Source organism: Sphaerospermopsis aphanizomenoides BCCUSP55 (genome assembly GCF_001586785.1).
Taxonomy (GTDB): Bacteria; Cyanobacteriota; Cyanobacteriia; order Cyanobacteriales; family Nostocaceae; genus Sphaerospermopsis_A; species Sphaerospermopsis_A aphanizomenoides_A.
This window is the reverse complement of sequence record NZ_LUFH02000002.1, coordinates 13,597-32,882: the sequence shown is the minus strand read 5'-3', so window position 1 is coordinate 32,882 and position 19,286 is coordinate 13,597. Positions and strand designations below refer to the sequence as shown.

At 38.6% G+C, this 19,286-nt stretch carries 16 protein-coding genes; 10 read left to right on the top strand and 6 right to left on the bottom strand.

Features of this window, described 5'->3' with window-relative positions; translation table 11 throughout:
- Positions 1–43: 43 nt before the first annotated feature.
- A complete protein-coding gene (locus A0J48_RS00720) occupies positions 44–1,018 on the bottom strand; it encodes a CHAP domain-containing protein (protein ID WP_200319374.1) in 975 nt (324 codons plus the stop codon).
- Between the two features lie 37 nt (positions 1,019–1,055).
- Here A0J48_RS00720 and A0J48_RS00715 point away from each other — a divergent pair, with 37 nt between their 5' ends.
- Entirely contained in the window at positions 1,056–2,933 is a 1,878-nt protein-coding gene (locus A0J48_RS00715) for a tetratricopeptide repeat protein (RefSeq protein WP_200319372.1), read from the top strand.
- Positions 2,934–2,972: 39 nt separating this feature from the next.
- Here the strand turns inward: A0J48_RS00715 and A0J48_RS00710 are convergent, their stop codons facing one another.
- Both A0J48_RS00710 and A0J48_RS00705 read right to left on the bottom strand, forming a co-directional pair.
- Positions 2,973–3,350: an STAS domain-containing protein gene (locus tag A0J48_RS00710; RefSeq protein WP_200319370.1), complete on the bottom strand. Its 378-nt coding sequence runs from the start codon at positions 3,348–3,350 to the stop codon at positions 2,973–2,975.
- Positions 3,351–3,404: 54 nt separating this feature from the next.
- Positions 3,405–5,756 (bottom strand): SpoIIE family protein phosphatase, encoded by a 2,352-nt coding sequence (locus A0J48_RS00705; protein ID WP_200319368.1) that lies wholly within the window; start codon positions 5,754–5,756, stop codon positions 3,405–3,407.
- Between the two features lie 130 nt (positions 5,757–5,886).
- On the opposite strand from A0J48_RS00705, the gene A0J48_RS00700 reads away from it, so the two are divergent.
- From A0J48_RS00700 to A0J48_RS00675, 6 genes are all read left to right on the top strand, one after another.
- Positions 5,887–7,221, top strand: coding sequence for an adenylosuccinate synthase (locus A0J48_RS00700; protein ID WP_200319366.1), 1,335 nt, complete (start codon positions 5,887–5,889; stop codon positions 7,219–7,221).
- A 138-nt stretch (positions 7,222–7,359) separates the two neighbouring features.
- Positions 7,360–7,656, top strand: a complete 297-nt coding sequence (rplY, locus tag A0J48_RS00695) for a 50S ribosomal protein L25 (protein WP_200319364.1) — start codon at positions 7,360–7,362, stop codon at positions 7,654–7,656.
- Between the two features lie 185 nt (positions 7,657–7,841).
- A complete protein-coding gene (locus A0J48_RS00690) occupies positions 7,842–9,368 on the top strand; it encodes a bifunctional aminoglycoside phosphotransferase/ATP-binding protein (RefSeq protein WP_200319362.1) in 1,527 nt (508 codons plus the stop codon).
- 159 nt (positions 9,369–9,527) lie between these two features.
- Positions 9,528–10,046 carry a hypothetical protein gene (locus A0J48_RS00685; RefSeq protein ID WP_200319360.1) on the top strand — a complete coding sequence of 173 codons (519 nt, stop codon included), beginning with the start codon at positions 9,528–9,530 and terminating at the stop codon, positions 10,044–10,046.
- 114 nt (positions 10,047–10,160) lie between these two features.
- Positions 10,161–10,952, top strand: coding sequence for a YdcF family protein (locus tag A0J48_RS00680; RefSeq protein WP_200319487.1), 792 nt, complete (start codon positions 10,161–10,163; stop codon positions 10,950–10,952).
- 112 nt (positions 10,953–11,064) lie between these two features.
- A complete protein-coding gene (locus A0J48_RS00675; protein WP_200319358.1) occupies positions 11,065–11,283 on the top strand; it encodes a hypothetical protein in 219 nt (72 codons plus the stop codon).
- A gap of 203 nt (positions 11,284–11,486) precedes the next feature.
- On the opposite strand, the gene A0J48_RS00670 is transcribed toward A0J48_RS00675, so the two are convergent.
- The 3 genes from A0J48_RS00670 to A0J48_RS00660 all read right to left on the bottom strand — a co-directional run bounded on the left by A0J48_RS00670 (position 11,487) and on the right by A0J48_RS00660 (position 14,813).
- Complete coding sequence (locus tag A0J48_RS00670) at positions 11,487–11,750, bottom strand: ferredoxin-thioredoxin reductase variable chain (RefSeq protein ID WP_411841114.1); 264 nt, start codon at positions 11,748–11,750, stop codon at positions 11,487–11,489.
- Positions 11,751–12,120: 370 nt separating this feature from the next.
- Positions 12,121–14,076, bottom strand: a complete 1,956-nt coding sequence (locus A0J48_RS00665; protein WP_200319483.1) for a PP2C family protein-serine/threonine phosphatase — start codon at positions 14,074–14,076, stop codon at positions 12,121–12,123.
- Positions 14,077–14,417: 341 nt separating this feature from the next.
- Positions 14,418–14,813, bottom strand: a complete 396-nt coding sequence (locus tag A0J48_RS00660) for a Fur family transcriptional regulator (protein ID WP_200319357.1) — start codon at positions 14,811–14,813, stop codon at positions 14,418–14,420.
- Positions 14,814–14,978: 165 nt separating this feature from the next.
- Here A0J48_RS00660 and purS point away from each other — a divergent pair, with 165 nt between their 5' ends.
- From purS to A0J48_RS00645, 3 genes are all read left to right on the top strand, one after another.
- Entirely contained in the window at positions 14,979–15,257 is a 279-nt protein-coding gene (gene purS, locus A0J48_RS00655; protein ID WP_200319355.1) for a phosphoribosylformylglycinamidine synthase subunit PurS, read from the top strand.
- Between the two features lie 217 nt (positions 15,258–15,474).
- Positions 15,475–16,149, top strand: coding sequence for a phosphoribosylformylglycinamidine synthase subunit PurQ (gene purQ, locus A0J48_RS00650; protein ID WP_200319353.1), 675 nt, complete (start codon positions 15,475–15,477; stop codon positions 16,147–16,149).
- 120 nt (positions 16,150–16,269) lie between these two features.
- On the top strand, positions 16,270–19,260 hold the full coding sequence (locus A0J48_RS00645) for a hypothetical protein (RefSeq protein WP_200319351.1): 2,991 nt from the start codon (positions 16,270–16,272) through the stop codon (positions 19,258–19,260).
- The last annotated feature ends 26 nt before the right edge of the window (positions 19,261–19,286 follow it).

The window sequence follows — 19,286 nt, the reverse complement described above, 5'->3', positions numbered from 1 at the left end:
ATGCAGGGTATTTAGCTATGAAAAGAACAGGCTTTAGACTGAATTAGGCTCTTGGGACAATAATGAACTTACTGGGATTGTTAGCTGCAATAGTGCGAGTGCTATACCTTTGAGGGCTACCCCAGTTAGACTCTGAAATAGTGATTGTGCCATCTGTATTTATCCTCTCCACTACAGCTACATGACCCACACTACCAGCGCCGTTTACACCTGCTTCCCACAAAGCAATTGAACCTACTTGTGGAGTTGTAGAAATGGAGGCTCCATTACCTGCCGTATTATCCCAAGTACCTGCATTTCCCAGCATTGTGTTTAGAGTAGATTGTTGATACCCTAACTGAAGCATACGACCATAGGCATACCAAGTACAGTTGCCATCATGGTATTGCCCGTTTACGGTGTATGAATTAACAAATGGATTTTGAGGAGACGTATACCATGACAAACTTTGCCAATTATTGACAAAATATTCATAACTCATAATCTCATTTTGGGAAGATGTAACGGATGTTGCAGAAACGGTTAGATTATAGTTAGTCTCGGCACTGCCATAAGGAAAAACCCGCACATAGTAATTACCTGCACTTAACTGAGTGCTAATTGACTCAGAACTACTACCATCAGCAGCAGAACTGGTAATCAGACCACCGGAACTATTGAGTAACTGCACATCCGCATCGGCACTTAAACCTGTTAAATTCAGACTGAAGTTACTTTGACTTCCTACATAGAAGCGATAGTAGTCGTTGGTATCTGCTGTACCTACCCAGTCACTAAAACTACGACGACTATTTAATGTCCCAATATCACGTGCTGTACTGGTACTATTTCCTGCATAATCAATAGGTGCAACAGCAGTAGCATTTAGGGAGAGATTATAGTTAGTGTTGGCACTGCCATAGGGATAGACCCGCACATAGTAAGTCCCAGTGTTTAACTGAGTGGTAATAGACTCAGAAGTAGTGCCACCAGCACCAGAACTGGTAATCAGACCACCGGAACTATTGAGTAACTGCACATCCGCATCGGCACTTAAACCTGTTAAATTCAGACTGATGGCAAAGGATACAGAAAATATTACCGCTGTTGAAAGTGAAATTGAAACCTGGCTAAAACAATATTTTCAAGAAGAACCAGGAAGAGACTTTAAAACTACCCTAACCAGGCTAAAACAACAATTGCAAAATCGCAGAGTTGGCACATTAATTGATAACTTAGAACCTGCACTAGATAAACAAGGTAGATTACTTGAAAAACATAGTCTTTATGTGGAACTCTTACGAGTTTTAGCTAATGAAAATGTACAGTCTCTCACCCTCATTACCAGTAGAGAAAGGTTATGCGATGAGCGTGTGAATGGTATTTATCATTATCCTTTAGCTGTGTTAACTGTAGAAGCATGGAAAGAATTTTTTAGAACTCGCAAAATTAAGATTGATACCCCATCTCTGGAAGCAATGCACCAAATTTATGGTGGTAATGCTAAAGCAATGGATATCCTGTTTGGGGTGATGAGAGAAGATTATGATGGAGATATGTCCGCTTATTGGCTAGAAAATTCTACTTGCGTAGAAACGGAATTAAAGAATTTAGTTGAAAGTCAGTTTAACCGTTTACAAACTTTAGATAAGGAAGCATATAAACTACTTTGTCGTTTGGGGTGTTTTCGTTATCAGGATGTATCCAGAGTTTCTATTGATGCGCTTTTAGCTTTACTTTGGGATGTTCCTGAAGAGAAGCAAAGAGATGTAATTAAAGATTTGCGAAATCTGCGTTTAGTGGAGTTTGAAAAGGGTGAATATTGGTTGCATCCAGTGATTAGGAAACAGGGTATAGAAAGGTTAAAAGCAAGTGGAGGATGGGAAGAGGTAAATCGTAAAGCGGCTGAGTTTTGGACTGAGCGTGTTAAGACTATTACAAATGTGGATGAGGCTTACAGAGCTTTTGAAGCGTATCATCATTATCTGAATATTGAAGATTATGATAGAGCGGGTGATGTTATTGCGAAAGAAAGAAATAATGGAATAGAAAAGAATGCTCCTCTTGGAGTTAATTTTTATAACTTCGGTTTATTAGAAAAAATAAAAATATCAATATCTATTATCATAAACAAAATTCAAGTAAGTTATACTCTTGCTCGTCTTTACAATATATTTGGTGATTTATATTGGATGTCAGGAGAATTATATAATGCAATTGAAACTCATGAAAAATGTAGAGAAATAGTAGAAAAAATACAACAGAGTAATCACAATTATCAAATTAATTACATTCATAAAATTAATTACTTTAATGTTGTTTCTTTATTTAATATTGGTCTTTGTTATATAGATTTGTGTGATTTTGAAAAAGCAATAGAATATTTTAAAAATACGATTTCTCTTTGCAAAGAATTAAAATATAGGGAACGTCTTGTAGAAAACTCTATTTTTATTTTAGCTTTTTTGAATTCTCAAATGTCTTTTTACGAAGAAGCATTAAAGTATTTTAATCAATGTAACTTTGAGTTCATTTTATATGAAGAATCACTATGGGGTAAAGGCTACTCATATATTTTTTATGCTCTTACTTGTAAAAATATCGAGAAAACCAATGATTGTTTTGAAAGCTATCAACAAGCGATTAACTTTGCAGAAGAAGTTAATTATCCTCAAGTCAAAGGAAAAGCATTAACTGGTTTAGCAGAACTATACCGAATACAGAATGATTTTGAAAAAGCACTTTCTCATCATTCAGAATCTATTGAACTATTAGATAAAATCGGTGCTAAATGTGATTTAGCAGAAGCATACTACCAACTAGGATTAACATATCAAAAAATGGGTGAAACTGAAAACAGCAACACCAATTTTAACAAAGCTATCCAACTGTATCAAGAAATGGAAGCGCCCAAGCAAGTTGAGAAAGTGGAAACAGCGAAAAGCCAAAATTAAGCTACAGAAAAATCCGTAAACTGTTATTCGTCCGTGTTATTAATCACCTTTTCCATCTACTCCAGCTTGCATGGCTGTTAAGTAAGCATCCAACTCCTGAGTATTGGCAAACACTTCAGCCACAGGCACAGCTTTCACAATATCAAATACTTTCTTCACTTGCGGGGTAGGATGGGTAAAGTATACCTTGCCTTTTCTTGATGTCATGGTTTTTCGCGCCTTGGCAAATACTCTCAGTCCAGCACTGGAAATAAAACTCAAGTTCTGAAGATTTAAAATCAAAGTTTGGGTGTCCGGTGTCAAGCTACTGTTAATAGATTGATCCAAATCATTTGCTGTTAAAGTATCCAACCGACCATCCAAGGCTATACACAAGGTACAGGAGTTAGTATTTTCTACGTGGATTTGTAATGCCATAGATTTTATTTTGTGATTAAGTATTTACTGGTAGTTTATCGGAAATTTAGTGATTTAAGCGGCTTGAGCGATCGCTTGCCGGACTGTTAAAACATTTTTACCATTCAGATAAGCATAGTCTACTTGCTGTGCTAATTGTTGCACCAAGAAAAAACCAAATCCTCCTTGCGATCGCTCCTCATCATCCATACTTGTATCTGCTGGCATAATTTCAGTCAAGGGATTAAAAGGCTTACCACTATCTTTAAAGGTCATTTTTAACTGCTGTTCATTCATCTCAATCCGTAAATCTATGCAAGCATCACTGTTATTTTCATAACCATATTCAATAATGTTGACCAAAACCTCTTCCACAATTAACTGGGCATCTTCAATCACTTCCACAGTCAGTTCAGCGGCCTGCAAAATCTCACCTAACTTTTGTTTTACTGCCTCTAACTCGGTTAACTCGCTATTGATGGTCAGATTCCATTCCATAACATTTGCTACTTGAGAAAAAGGACCAGACGGTAAATACTGCACAGCTAACAATGTCATATCATCTGATTGCGGTGCATCCCCTACAAACTGCTGGCAAAAATGTACAATTGTCCGCACTGCCCTGGCTGGGTTGCTTGGTGGATAGGAGGTCATCATTTCAATTAACCGTGTTTCAGAGAATATCTCACCCTGGGAGTTCATTGCTTCTGTAATACCATCAGTATAAAGCAGGATTAAATCATTAGCTGTAAGTATACATTCACTTTGCTCAAATACGGAATCTTCATATAGTCCTAGGGGTGGGCCAGTTTCCAATTCTAGATATTGAACTTGTCGATTGTGCATGAGTAAAGGGGCATCATGGCCACCACTGGCGTAAGTAAATTTGCCACTGTTTAAATCAATCACACCACAAAACACCGTCACAAATAAACATTCTTCATTGTCCGCACATAACTCTTGATTAACGGTATACAGAATTTCCCTGGGAGTATACACAGGTTTGGTAAGAGTGCGAATTAAGGTGACAGTGCGTGCCATCAGCAGTGCGGCAGGAAATCCTTTATCAGCCACATCGCCAATAATTACACACAGGCGATCGCTTCCCAAGAGAAAAAAGTCATACAGATCACCACCCACAATCCGGGCTGGTTTCAGCAGGGCAGATATCTGATATGGTGAATTGCAACTACTATCTACAGTAGTTTTAGGAACCATTGTGCGCTGAATTTGGGCAGCAATGGAAAGTTCGCTTTCTAATTTTTGTTTAGCCGCAGTTGTCTCTTGCAGGTTTTGGATATAAAGTTGCAAACAGTCCCGCATTCGCCGAAAAGATTGGGTTAACCGCCCCACTTCGTCATCGGAAGTAACTTCAGGTAGAATGGTATCTAAGTTGCCCTGCGCCATTTCTTGTGTGCTGGTGTTGAGTTGACGCAGAGGGCGGATTGTCAGTTGACAAATGAAGGCAATCACTAAACACATCAACACCATATCCTTAGACATGGAGACAATTACCAACCACAGATATTGTTGTTGTAACTGTTCTGATTTGGCAGCAGGAAATGTGATGCCAACTATCCAATCTGTAGAGGTGACAGTTTTCGTCATCAACAGTCCTTGGAAATTTTTTCTGTTGTTAATCAACTCCCGACTTTTTTGGTTGTTATTTAAGATATTATTTTGCTGAGATAACCATGAGGCAACTAATTGCGGATTTGTGGGTTTAACAATCCATTGTTTATTTGATGGTGAAAATATAAAGGAATTGCCCAATTCGATGCCACGCAATTCATTTGAATAAGATAATTTTTCTGTAATAGTCGCAGCTACCCAGTCCAAATTTACCTCAATTGCTAACCAACTCATAGTTGCTGAATTACTATCAGCCAATAGAGGCACACAATAAGTAATAACTGAGGAATTATTGAAAGAGTATGGTTCTGTCCAAAATGGTGAATTAGCAGGTTTATTACTATTAATTTGGCAACGATTCAACCAATTTTTTGTGTCTGCCTGATTAAGATTTGTATATTTTTTTTGTCTGTTATAGTACCACCCAGGAGCAGAAATATTTTTGGGATTAATAAGTGCAATTGCCTGGAGTTGAGGTTGTTGATCAAGTAGATTTTTTAGCGGTGGTACGAGGTCATTTTGATTAACAGAATTGGAATTAGTTGCTAATTTTTCTACAGAGTGAATTGACAGTAGAATACTTCGCTCGATGGCTTGAAGTTTTCCTTCTATCTCATTGGCTACAGTGTCAATCCGAGACTGAGATAAATCTATTAACCAAGTACCTACTGTTTTGTACATCAATTGGCGTGCTTGCCAATAGGAAACCCCATAAATGGCGATCGCTGCGGCCACACAACTAAATATCAACCGCTGGGTAATACTTTTAAATCGGAATAGAGATAGATTTTTCATCACTTACAAAAGCTTTCAGTGGTCAGCAGCCAGTAGTCAGCAATAAAACCTGGATGATATTTATTGACAAAATCTAAAAAATCTGTTAATAATTGATATTTGTGGAAACTTTACCCTTTAATATAATCTCTTGGCTAACGTCATTGTCATAGGCGCTCAATGGGGCGATGAAGGAAAAGGTAAAATAACTGACTTACTCAGCCGCTCCGCAGATGTGGTGGTACGTTACCAGGGGGGAGTCAATGCTGGACATACAATAGTAGTCCAAGGTCAGACATTTAAACTGCACTTAATTCCCTCTGGTATATTGTATCCAGATACCGAGTGTATTATCGGCTGTGGGACAGTCATAGATCCACAGGTATTGATAAAAGAACTCGAACAACTTGAACAACTGAATATTTCTACAGCAAATCTGCTGATATCTCAGACTGCTCATGTTACTATGCCTTATCATCGTCTAATTGACAAGGCATCAGAAGAAAGGCGGGGTAATCATAAAATCGGTACAACTGGTAGAGGTATCGGTCCTACCTACGCTGACAAATCAGAACGAACAGGCATCAGAATGCTAGATCTGATGGATTCTGAGGGTTTACGTGAGCAGTTGGAATGGACGATAAATTATAAAAACACCATTTTAGAAAAGCTGTATAATCTGCCGCCCCTTGATCCTCAAGAAGTAATTGCCGAGTATTTAGGTTATGCAGAAAGGTTGCGTCCTTTTGTAGTAGACACATCATTAAAAATATATGATGCGGTGCAGAAACGACGTAACATTTTGTTTGAAGGCGCACAGGGAACTCTACTAGACTTAGATCATGGGACATATCCCTATGTCACCTCGTCTAATCCCGTAGCTGGGGGCGCTTGCGTAGGCACTGGTCTAGGACCAACAATGATAGACAGGGTAATTGGTGTATCCAAAGCATACACCACCAGAGTTGGAGAAGGCCCATTCCCCACAGAATTACATGGCGAAGTAGGAGAAATTTTGGGCGATCGCGGTGCGGAATTTGGGACAACTACAGGCAGAAAGCGCCGTTGTGGTTGGTTCGATGCCGTAATTGGGCGTTATGCAGTCCGCATTAACGGGATGGACTGTATGGCACTGACCAAACTAGATGTGCTAGACGAGTTGGAAGAAATCAAAGTTTGTGTGGCCTATGAAATTGATGGCCAACGCTGCGAACACTTCCCCACCAGCGCCCGTCAGTTTGCCCGTTGTCGTCCCATCTACAAAACCCTACCAGGATGGCAAGTACCAACAACCGAATGCCGTACCTTGGAAGACTTGCCACAACAAGCACTAGACTATCTAAAATTCTTGGCAGAATTAATGGAAGTCCCGATTGCGATCGTCTCCTTGGGAGCCAGTCGTGATCAAACCATCATTGTTGAAGACCCAATTCATGGGCCAAAACGCGCTCTGTTACAGCCAGACGGTACACCCGTTTCGGTTTAGTCAGGGAAAAGGGTGTAGGGGTGTAAGGGTGTAGGGGTGTAAGGGAAGAATAACCTTTTGCCTTTTGCCTCTTGCCTCTTGCCTTTTGCCTTTTGCCACTGACAACTCACAACTCACAACTAAGACATAAAAACTAATATGGCGATCGCAGTAGAATCTCAACAACGTCCAGAAGGAAGCAAACCCAAAGCTTTACGTCGTGCTGGTTTAATCCCCGCTAATTTGTACGGTCACAAAGGTACAGAATCAATTTCTCTGGTAGTTGATGCCAAAGTGGTTGAACGTCTGCTCAAACAAGCAGCACCCAACAAAACCGAAATTGAACTCAATATTCCTGACCTTGAGTGGACAGGTAAAACTGTACTCCGCGAAGTTCAAATTCATCCAGCAAAAGGAACACCTTATCATCTCAGTTTCTTTGCTACTAAAGACTAAAATCTGAAACTAGTTCTTTTTTGGAACTGAAAATTTGTCATAATTGCTGATTAAACCAGGGTTAATCCCTGGTTTTTTGTTAAGCTATCAGGAGGCAGAAGGCAGGAGTGAGGAGGAAAAAGCTATAAGAATAACAAGCTGATATTTATTCTCTACACCCCACACCCTTCCATCACGTAAATCCTATGACAGAAGCAAATCTTCCAGCTTTAATTCAGCAAATGTTACAACCTGGATTCTATCCCCATCCAGTTACAGAACCAATTGAATTAATTCAAACTCATGTTTCTTATGTCTTGCTAACTGGAGATTATGCTTATAAGCTGAAAAAACCTGTAGATTTTGGCTTTTTAGACTATTCCACTTTAGAAAAACGCCAGCATTTTTGTCAGCAAGAATTACGCTTGAATCAACGGGGAGCAGGTGAATTATATTTGGAAGTTTTACCTGTATTTTTAGATGGAGAACAATATCATCTAGGAGGTACAGAAGAGGCTGTTGAATATGCGCTCAAAATGCGTCAATTTCCCCAAGATGCCCTCTTTAGTGAACTTTTTGCTCAAAATAAGTTAAACGAGACGCACTTGGCAGAATTGGGTAAAGTCGTAGCTCAATACCATGCTCAAACAAAGACAAATGATTATATTCGTAGTTTTGGTGAAGTGTCACAAGTGCGGTTAGCTATTGATGAAAATTATGAACAAACCTTTAAGTATATAGGTGGTCCGCAGACACAAGAAAGATTTGAGCAAACAAAAGCATATACAGATAACTTTTTTGACCAATGCCCAGAATTGTTTGTTAGTAGAATTGCTAAAAACTGCATTCGTGAATGTCATGGAGATTTACATTTAAGAAATATTGCTACATGGCACGACAAAATTTTGTTGTTTGACTGCATCGAGTTCAATGAGCCATTTCGGTTTGTTGATGTTATGTATGATGTGGCATTTACAGTGATGGATATAGAAGCAAAAGGGCGACAAGATTTAGGAAATGCCTTTTTAAATGCCTATGCAGAACAAACGGGAGATTGGGAAGGTTTACAGGTTTTACCTTTGTATTTAAGTCGTCAAGCCTATGTTCGCGCTAAGGTGACTTCGTTTTTATTGGATGATCCAAATATACCTGCAACGGTGAAGGAAGAAGCAGGAAAAACGGCATCTGCATATTATCAACAAGCCTGGGATTATACTCAACCTAAGCAGGGGCAATTGATTTTAATGTCTGGTCTGTCTGGTGCTGGTAAAAGTACAACAGCTAAATATTTAGCGCGGAAATTAAATGCAGTTCATCTCCGTTCTGATGCAGTTAGAAAACATTTGGCGGGTATTCCTCTTATGGAACGAGGAAGTGATGAAATATATACACCGGAGATGACACAGAAGACTTATGACAGGTTGTTGTCATTGGGAATTTCACTGGCTCATCAAGGTTGGTGTGTGATTTTAGATGCTAAATATGACCGTCAACATTTGCGACAGGAGGCGATATCTCAAGCACAAAAACATCAATTACCTTTACAGATGATCCACTGCACTGCACCAATAGAAGTGTTGCAAGAGCGCCTTGTTAACCGTACTGGTGATATTGCTGATGCTACTGTGGATTTATTAGCATCTCAAATTAAACAATTTGAAGCTTTTACAGAACAGGAACAACCTTATCTTAAAATATTGGATACAACTCAACCTCTAGATGCACAATTATAGTAGGTGACAGGTGACAGTGAAGAAAGCAGGGGAGGCATGGGAAGCAGGGGAAGCAGGGGGAGAATATTAACTTTTGCCTCTTGTCTCTTGCCTTCTGTTCCCTGTTCCCTGTTCCCTGTTCCCTGTTCCCTATTTTTAAAATTTTGAATTCCTAAAATTATGGCATCCAACAAAAATATCCTCAGTGAAATATTAGGTTCTTCACCAAACTTTTTTTCTCAATTGGTATTTGGTTTTCTGTTAGCCATTATTGCTAGTTTTGCAGGAGCTTCATTAATACTGAGTTTGTTTTTTGGTATTATGGGAGGCGTTGCTTTAGGTTGGTTTACAACAGTCAATGAACAGAATCCCCAAATACCAGATGTAGCTTCTAATGATGGCATTGATGCCGCACTGAAATATTGGTTAGTTTTTATGTTTGGTTTTGTGTTTCTGGGTTATCCAGCACCACTAAGTATTTTATTTGGGGGAATAGCTGCTGTAGGTGGAGGTTGGATTATTGCTTGGTGGAGAAGTAAGGAAGCAACTAAAACTCAACTACCAGATGACTTGGTGGAAGAAGATATTGAATTTCCCAATGAAAGAAAGGTTGCACGCAATAAAAGAATATCTAGCCCTCGTTACCGTCGTCCTAGTGGCAGTTTCAATTTTCGATTTTGGCAAAGAGGTGACAAGTGACAGGTGACAGAACAAGCAGGGGGATCAGGGGAGAAAATCAATAATTACGAATTACGAATTACGTTCGCGCAGCAGCGTGCCGGAGGCATTATTACGAATTACGAATTACGAATTATGTTCCTATATCTTTCTAAATTATTACCTCTGTTTTTTTATCCTTTGGGTTTAGCTAGTGTGGGTTTAATTGTGGCTTTGGTGACTTTATGGAAACGTCCCAAGATTGCTGCGATTTGTATTTCTCTGTCTTTAGTTCTATTATTGGTTTGCAGTAACGCCTGGGTGGCTAAAAGTTTGGTGCGATCGCTAGAATGGCAAAATATCCCCTCGGCTGAAATACCCCAAGTTGAGGCTATTGTGGTATTGGGTGGTGCGACAAAATCAGGTGTGTGGCCTCGTCCGACTGTAGATTTGAGTGAATCTGGCGATCGCGTTATTTATGCCGCTCAACTCTATCGCCAAAAAAAAGCGCCTATAATTGTTTTGAGTGGTGGACGCATTGATTGGCGTGGTAGTGGTTCTCCTGAAGCTGCTGATATGGCTAATATTTTGATATCCCTTGGAATTCCTGCTGAGGCTATTATTCAAGAACCAGATTCTTTAAATACCTATCAAAATGCTGTTAATGTCAAAAAAATTCTCACAAATCGGGGAATTAAAAAGGTACTGTTGGTGACATCAGCTATGCACACACCGCGATCGCTCAAAATATTTCAGCGTCAAGGTATGGATGTAATTCCTGCACCCACTGACTTTCTCGTTAGCAAAGGGGAACTGGAAGAACTCACCAGCACTCCCAAAGGCGCTATCCTGAATTTATTACCAGATGCCAATAATTTGCACCAATTCACCAACGCTTTAAAAGAATATATTGGCAGTTTTATTTATAGCTTACGGGGTTGGCTTTGAAAATTAAAAATTAAAAATTAAAAATTAAAAAACTTCTGAATTTTCAAAAATGGACAATTACTAATTATCAATTGTCAATTATCAATTATCAATTACCAATTATCAATTACCAATGAAAGAACTACCCTATATCGTCCCTTCCTCTCAACCAGAAACTCAAGAAATCTTTGCTGTTCACCAAACAACTGTAGAATTTTACCACGAAGTTGAGACCCGTTCCGAATTTAAACGCTATTGTGAATGGTATTACAAAACCGCAGACCAAAACCGGAGAGAGTTAGAAAAAATGCGCGGCGAAATAAATATTATGGGGTGGTTTCTTCGCCGCTAAGGACTTTTAAATTAATTGGGATAGATGTAGTTCAAAAGTTGACAATTGACAATAGAAAGTTACCTCGTCTTGGCAGTGAGATGTTTGAGACATAGGAAATTTTTTCTTTTTTTCTCCTGGAAAGGAGAGGTTTAAAACCGTTCGGCTGACGCTCACGGCGGAAGCCTTGAATGAAACAGTTGTCAATTGTCAATTGTCAATTGTCAATTGATAACTTCTAATTCACCCTCGCGTAAATGAGCTTTAAATTTTTTACTAAACTGAACTAATATCGGTAAGTTAGCACTTACAGGTCTGCCTTGCCATTGGGTGGCAATAGCAGTAATTTCGCCTTCTGTGCCTTTGAGGTCAAAAGCCTGACCGCGATGTTCAGGATGATGATAAACTACTACCGATTCTTTAACACGGACGCGATCGCCAACTTTCATAGCATTACTTACACTTAACTTTTGCTGTTCCAAAACCATCTTTACAGCTATCCGTCACTGAAATTGCTTTAATGAACTGTTACTCAAGATAGACTATTGCTGCTACCAAGAGTTAGATGGTCATCTTCAGCACCAAGCGGACTTTATTACTGATTTTTCACTTTTGGCTGATTTTACCATATCTCGCGGTTGGCGAAATATTTGTAAGATTGAGGAACAGAATACGAGAATCTAATGGTTTAAACAGGAAATTGGGTATGGGGCAGGGTGTAGGGTGTAGGGTGTAGGGTGTGGAGGAAGAAGAGGAAGAAGAGGCAGGGGAAGCAGGGGAAGCAGGGGAGGCAAATTCTTACTCAGCACTCAGCACTCAGCACTCAGCACTCGTTACTCAGAAATCGGTACTCGGTACTTATTTCGGGCAGAATTTCTCTAATTGCGGGGGAAGTTGGCGACAAACTTTCCCAAATGACTCAGGCTGAAGTTGCCACCAAGCAAATAAACCTAAACCTGTACCCCCCACCAGCAATACCAAAAATCCTCCTAGCATCACTACTAAGCGGCCTCGACTTCTTTCTTTGGTTGGGGGAAGGGCTGGTTTTTCTGCCAGATCCAAATTCAATAAAGCTTGGGAACTGTCAGTCAATGTTTCTGTCGTTGATACTTCTAATTCTGAAGTTTCTGTCTGTGGTGCTGTTATTGCTAGTTCCTCTTCCGTAGATTCAACTACTATTGATGCGGGTGGAACAGGAACTAAATGGGCTTGGGAGATTCGGCACAGGGTGAGAACAACAGATATGTTATCTTGACCGTTTTTTGCATTTGCCAGTTTTACCCAGTTATGAGCAGCATCCTCTAAATTTAGTTTACCTGTTAACACTGGTACAGCAAAATCTTGCCAAGATTGTTCTACCCAGTGATGATCACTTAAACCATCGGAACAGAGTAATAAAATGCCGTCTTCTTCCAAAATTAAGCGTTTAATGGCAAAGTTGAGAAATTCCGCTTCTTTTGTGCCTAGTGCTTGTGTCAGGGCGTTGGCATTGCTTGTTTGTATAGCTTGACGATACAAACTTTGACCTAAGCAAACTGTCCGCGTGGCCATATCATCATCTATGGTTAATAACTGGCAATAATTGGTAGTTATCCAGTAAGCACGACTATCACCAACATTGGCTAAATACAGTTCATGGGTATTTTCTGACTCCCAGCCGGAGTTAGTCATGATTCGCTGGGGTAATTGTATGGCCATGACTAAAGTTGTTGCCATTCGTTCTCTACCTTGGCGGTTTTGTTCGTCGTTGCGCGACCAAATCATATTATTGACTACCCGCAAGCTGGCTGCTAATTGTTGCTGTAACAAGCTGGGGGAGAAAATTTCTGTTTGTTCTGCCAAATTTTGTAACAAGGCACGAGTTTGTAATTTCAGAGATTGCACTGCTAATTGACTGGCTACTTCTCCGCCTTCGTGACCACCAATGCCATCGCAAACTATTGATAGATGTGGGTTTAAATTGTTGTCTACTAAAACAGTAGAATTACTGGGGTGACAGGCATCCTCATTGTGCTTCATCACCGCACCTTTATCTGTGACTCCTGCCACTGTCAGCATTAAGGGCAACTCTGCTGCTGCTGCTAGTAATAATTGATTGAGTTCATGGGTAATTGTCTCTAAATCTACTGTACCCCGGCACATCTGATGAATGATGCTACCTACTCCTTGGGCTATTTCTGCTTTTGCGACTAGTACCCACGACTGCCAAGAATGACCTAAATCCTGTAAAGTAAGAGTTTCTGGTGTTTGGTGCAGTTCTAGTAGCTTTACACACCAACCCTGGACACGCAAGTTATTTGGTGATAGCAGACTTGCGGCTACTCCCAATTCTGATAAAGGTGTCCACAGTTGGAGAATTTGCCATAGCCAGTAGGCTTGTCTAACTGCTTTTGCTTCTTCCCAAACTTCGGTAATGATGGGGTAGAGATTTCCTGTGCTATCTATGGGTGCATTTTCTAGCAGCAGAATATCATCTACCTCTTCTGGTGAGGAACTTGTAAAGCCGTAGGGTTGGGGGATGTGTAATTGTTCAGGATATAATTTTAGGTAAGGAATAACTGTTGGTGGCAATTCTGACGGGAATTCTGGTGTTAGTCCTGGTTGGGTATCTAGCCAAATTTGCTCAGTTATTACCTCATATCTGTCCGCAACTTTTGTACCTGGTGTAATTTCTGCTGCCATTGAACCAGTCGCCCAAAGATAGCGGTAAACTAGGGGTGTTTGACAACTTTTACATAAGCGATCGCCTATATTATTAATGGGTTGATTACAATCAGGATTTGAGCAATTCATGATTGGCTGAGTAGAAATCATCATAAATGTAAAAATTAATAAAAAATAGCTTTCCTTAAATAGTGATTGTCTAGATGTAGTTAATCACAAATTGACACTCTCCAGGCTAAAGCCACGGAGATTCTACATTCTACGTCAGAATTTGCTCTACCAGGTTTTCACCAACTATAGTAATAAGTAGTCGTGCAAAATAAATTTTATAGTTAGGAGAGGGAACAGGTAAGGAATACAAACATTTTTGTTTTCACTCTATATGTTAAATTAATTTTGCTTGGGTACTTAGCTGTAAAAGGTGACAGATGACAGGGGAGAAATTTCTTCTCTTGCCTCTTGCCTCTTGCCTCTTGCCTCTTCCCTATTCCCTATTCCCTATTCCCTTCTTCCTGACATTGACTACACAAGCCGAAAAATTCTAGGGTGTGGTAAAAAACTTTAAAATTATGGCTGGATTGTAACTCGGTTTCCAGTTCATGGACAGGACATTGATGAATGGGGATGGAAAGACCACACTGTAAGCAAGTAAGATGATGTTTATCCTGCTGCGTTAAACTGTAGAGGGCTTCACCGTTAGCCAAAGTCCGTACTTGTACTTTCCCTTCCAGTTTCAGGGCTTCTAGTGAACGGTAAACAGTTGCTAAACCCATGCTTTGACTACGATTACGTAGTTCTATGTACAGATCCTGTGCGGAAATGCCTTGTTTAAGGTTTTTTAGAAGGTTCAATATCCGGTCTTGACTGCGTGTGCGTATAGCTCTCATACCGATTTAGAATTTTAGGTGTAGAATTTTAGACTGAGAAATTGAGAGTGAGGATTTGTGATCTGTTCACTGATAAATTAACTCTAACTAGTTTGTGATCTTATTTTCACTCAGTTGCAGCATAAAAGTTATAGGATAGCGATCGCAGCATTCAGCAAAAGCCTAATGCAAAGGAAGTATCTAGCTAAAATTTTCGTTACCCTTCGTCCTTCAGTTTTAGACCCTGCTGGTGTGGCTGTACAATCTAGCCTCAAGCAAATGGGACACGATAACGTGGAACAGGTGCGTATCGGTAAGTACATAGAACTAACTCTCATCTCACCTGATGAGACGAAAGCACGTCAAGACCTCAACCAAATGTGTGACCAAATGTTAGCAAATCCAGTGATAGAAAATTATCGCTTTGATTTGATTGAAGTGGAATCACAAACTGGTGTTTTTTAGGTAATGGGGACTGGGTGTGGGGTGTAGGGTGTAGGGTGTAGGGTGTAGGGTGTGGGGTGTAGGGTGTGGGGTGTGGGGTGTAGAGTTTCTTCTTTTTACTGTCACCTGTCACCTGTCACCTGTCACCTGTCACCTGTCACCTGTCACCTGTCACCTGTCACCTGTCACCTATTCCCTATTCCCTATTCCCTATTCCCTATTCCCTATTCCCTTATTTATGAAATTCGGTGTTTTAGTTTTTCCAGGGTCTAACTGTGACCGTGATGTTGCGTATGTTACTAGAGATTTGCTAGGACAACCAACGCGCATGGTTTGGCATCAAGAGACTGATATTAGTGATATAGATGTAATTATTGTCCCTGGTGGCTTTAGTTACGGTGATTATTTGCGTTGTGGGGCGATCGCACGCTTTTCTCCTGTGATGCAACAGGTGATTGAACACTCACAAAAAGGTAAGTTTGTCATCGGTATTTGCAATGGTTTCCAGGTATTAACTGAAGCGGGTTTATTACCTGGGGCTTTGGCTAGAAATGAAAATTTGCACTTTATTTGCGATCGCTCTCCGTTGAAAGTTGAGCGTAATAATTTACCTTGGACTCATGGTTATGCAGAAGGTGAAATTATCACTTTACCCATTGCTCACGGAGAAGGGCGATTTTACGCTGATGAAAAGACTTTAGCAGAAATTGAAGATAACGGACAAGTTCTGTTTCGTTATCACGGGGAAAATCCCAATGGTTCATTAAACAACATTGCTGGGATTTGTAATCGAGAAGGTAATGTTTTGGGAATGATGCCACATCCTGAAAGAGCAGCAGATCAAGCGTTAGGTAATAGCGATGGTTTGCGCTTGTTTGCGGGTTTGTTGGGGAAGGTAGCAGCTTTGGTTTAATAGATACCCGGCTTCATCGCGGAGTCGGGTATTTTCAAGCTTATTGTGTCTTGACTTGTCAAATTGCAAAGGTTTATTATTTAACAATTGTAATTTTCAAGACAACAAGGAAGGGTGTAAATGAACAAAATAGCAATAAATCCAGACTTAGCCAATGTGGATTATACTGATTTATTAACGAAAATTTTATTAGTATTACCAAATCAGCAAATATTTAAAATTTCCGATGATAAAAAACGGTTACGAATCAATATTGATCAGATAGCTACTGAAATAGCTAATTTGCAGGTAGAAAATCCCTTGGGAGCATCTGCAAACAGCGTCCGTTCTGCTACCGTAAATATTAGTCCAGGTTCTGAAGCAAAGTTTCGGACTCAAATTCATGCAATTAAAGATTGTGTTGAGAAAATATTAGAATCATCATTAGGAAATAGGGAATCAATAGAGGAATTTATTAGTAAATTAATTACAGATTTACAGACATTTAAAGGGACAACAGCTAAATTAGACTTTACCTATACTTTTCCTGGTTATGACAATTTGCAAAAACAACGGTTAACCTTTAATAAAAAGAATCCTGAAAACAGAGAATTACTAAAAGTTCATAAGCTAACTATTTCTGTCCAGAAAACCAGTGATTTTGATACAGAATTGCGAAAGGGTTTAGAAAATTATAGTCGGATTAAATTTGCGGGTGCAAATGCTGAAGAAAAACAAGACTTAGAATACATTCTTGAAGATTTAGAAAAAGATAAAAATTCTGATCTTTTTCGTTTGCGAGATGTTGTCAATAAAGAAACATTAGGAAAACTCAAAAAACAAGCACAAATAAATTATTTAGAGTTTCTGCTAGAAAATATTAACACCAAAACTAGCAATCTAAATGCCGCAGGTGCTATTTATTTAGAAGATTTGATTAGAAGACTCAGACTTATAGAAGAATATATCAACGATAGCAACAAAGCTGATGGTGATTACCTCGTCACTTATGCAGGTGCTGAAGTTAATTACAAAGATGCTTTTTCTCGTGGTGAAGCATTTGATAAGCTGCCAATTATTCCCATAGTAGAAGGTTTTTTGGGAGAAACAAAAGATGAAAATGGGGGAGAAATTCAATTTGTATTTGGACTAAAATTAAAGTTTGATGGTAAAGTTCATACTGACGGTGGTAAAAGCGTTTTTGATTATCGTCTTAATATCCTTAACCCAGATAGTCAAGAACATAAAGATGCACTTGCAGATCCTTTACAACGAGAATCATTTGCAAAAAATGTCTTAAGAATAGCGTTTTTGTACTACTTTTTATTTGCATCTCTCCAAGATCCAAAAAAAGACGACTATAATCTCAATGATGAATTAAAATATGATCCTATCGCAGGATTTGAACAAGGAATAATTTCAATTCTTAAAGGTTCTGACGATATAGCAAAACAAGACTTATTACGGAAAATTTTTGAAGATTTTACTGAATTTAATGTTCATTTTAAAATCAATCGTCTCAAGGGTGTGCTGCAAAATATCCTCAAGCGCAAAACTTCTTTTCCCACAAGAGATTATCCTGTACATATTTCTGTAAAAAACGGCATTCTTGAAGAAGATACCCAGAATATTTTCAATAACAATACATTTTTTAAACCTGTTCTGAGAAAAAATCCCAAAGAAGTTCTAAAATACATATCTTTAGGAAAACCAAATACAGAAACAAATTCTCTTTGTACCCTACCAGCTAAAGTTACTATCAACGACATTCACTTTTTTGCTACAGATGATCAAGAAACCTTTAGCATGGAATATGATTTAAATGGTATTCGTGCATTACCAGTAATTTTTGCACCTTTAAATGATCCAAGATGTTTAAAGATTTACAGTCAACATTTCAAAAATAGTCAACTTTTATTATTTCCCTATCGTTTAGAAGATAAAAAATTAGAACCTCATCAAGCTTTCGTTTATAAATTTACTTACGGTTTGCTTGCTTATATCTGTCTTAAAATTTTATTAGACAAGCAGAAAAGATTATTTATTCCTATTCTCAGATTACATCTACATGGTAAAGATGATGATGCACCGATAGAAAAATTTATAGTTTCTTTATCTGCTGTTTTATCTCATTTATTTAACGAAACACATCGTGCTAATGAACAAGGAATTGATATCCGAGATTTGGGATTTAAAATTCCTAATACCATGAGTTCTTTGTACTCTGTTTTACCCAAAAAATTTAGTTTCCATAGTTCCTCAAAATTTCCCCAATTAGACAAATTAGCCATTATTATTGTCTCCAGTCGTGAAAGTGATCGAGGGTGGAGTGGTTCTGCAAAAATATCCAACTTAATGGGAGAAATTATAGGTGTACAAAGGAAAGATAGTGCTGTTAGATTTCAGTTAATTACAACTTTTTCTGACAACTGTAACAACCAAGAAATGTTTACAAATCCCAGTGTGATTATCGATAAAGTTACTCAGCTTTATCGGATGGGATATAAGCACATTGTCTATATTGCTAAAGCACCTTATACCAGTACATTACATCTAACACAGACAGAAGATGATGATGGTCTTTTCTTTATGTCCAGAGATGTAATTAGAGGTTTAAAATCTGAATATCATGATATTAAAATCTATCCCATGTTTTTTGATAAATACTATGCGGTTAAACTAGAAAATATCGCAGCAAGTTCTTTGTATATTCAGGATACAACAGAACTGACTAATTTACTCGAAGATCCTAGCAAAAAATCTGTTGTATTTTTCAATTTATTTAATGGAATAACAGTAGGTAAAAAGGAAGAAAGATATTATAGAGGTGTGATTTCTTATGCGACACTGTTAAATATTTATCAAGGAATACTTGACGATGAAGATATCCACAAAGGACTTATTTTTGATGGTTTATTAAAAGATGATATCTTGCAATATTTGACTTTATTTCACTTCTCGCGCTACCAAAAAGCTGACAAACAAATTCACATTAAACTAGATCCTTACGAAAATTTGATCGGAGATAAATCCGTTGGTAAGCTTTCTTTGTTTAATCATTTTAAAGGAAAAGGTGAATTTAACTCTTTAGCATTTTTAACTCTTGTGAGAACAATTTTAAACGCAAAGTAAAGCAAAGATTAACACAAAAATTATCT

What these genes read in the sequence shown, in the direction of transcription:
- A0J48_RS00715 (WP_200319372.1), top strand. Translation starts at nt 1,056, where the DNA reads ATGGCAAAGGATACAGAAAATATTACCGCTGTTGAAAGTGAAATTGAA.
- A0J48_RS00710 (WP_200319370.1), bottom strand. Translation starts at nt 3,350, where the DNA reads ATGGCATTACAAATCCACGTAGAAAATACTAACTCCTGTACCTTGTGT.
- A0J48_RS00705 (WP_200319368.1), bottom strand. Translation starts at nt 5,756, where the DNA reads ATGAAAAATCTATCTCTATTCCGATTTAAAAGTATTACCCAGCGGTTG.
- rplY (WP_200319364.1), top strand. Translation starts at nt 7,360, where the DNA reads ATGGCGATCGCAGTAGAATCTCAACAACGTCCAGAAGGAAGCAAACCC.
- A0J48_RS00690 (WP_200319362.1), top strand. Translation starts at nt 7,842, where the DNA reads ATGACAGAAGCAAATCTTCCAGCTTTAATTCAGCAAATGTTACAACCT.
- A0J48_RS00685 (WP_200319360.1), top strand. Translation starts at nt 9,528, where the DNA reads ATGGCATCCAACAAAAATATCCTCAGTGAAATATTAGGTTCTTCACCA.
- A0J48_RS00680 (WP_200319487.1), top strand. Translation starts at nt 10,161, where the DNA reads ATGTTCCTATATCTTTCTAAATTATTACCTCTGTTTTTTTATCCTTTG.
- A0J48_RS00675 (WP_200319358.1), top strand. Translation starts at nt 11,065, where the DNA reads ATGAAAGAACTACCCTATATCGTCCCTTCCTCTCAACCAGAAACTCAA.
- A0J48_RS00670 (WP_411841114.1), bottom strand. Translation starts at nt 11,750, where the DNA reads ATGGTTTTGGAACAGCAAAAGTTAAGTGTAAGTAATGCTATGAAAGTT.
- A0J48_RS00665 (WP_200319483.1), bottom strand. Translation starts at nt 14,076, where the DNA reads ATGATTTCTACTCAGCCAATCATGAATTGCTCAAATCCTGATTGTAAT.
- A0J48_RS00660 (WP_200319357.1), bottom strand. Translation starts at nt 14,813, where the DNA reads ATGAGAGCTATACGCACACGCAGTCAAGACCGGATATTGAACCTTCTA.
- purS (WP_200319355.1), top strand. Translation starts at nt 14,979, where the DNA reads ATGCAAAGGAAGTATCTAGCTAAAATTTTCGTTACCCTTCGTCCTTCA.
- purQ (WP_200319353.1), top strand. Translation starts at nt 15,475, where the DNA reads ATGAAATTCGGTGTTTTAGTTTTTCCAGGGTCTAACTGTGACCGTGAT.
- A0J48_RS00645 (WP_200319351.1), top strand. Translation starts at nt 16,270, where the DNA reads ATGAACAAAATAGCAATAAATCCAGACTTAGCCAATGTGGATTATACT.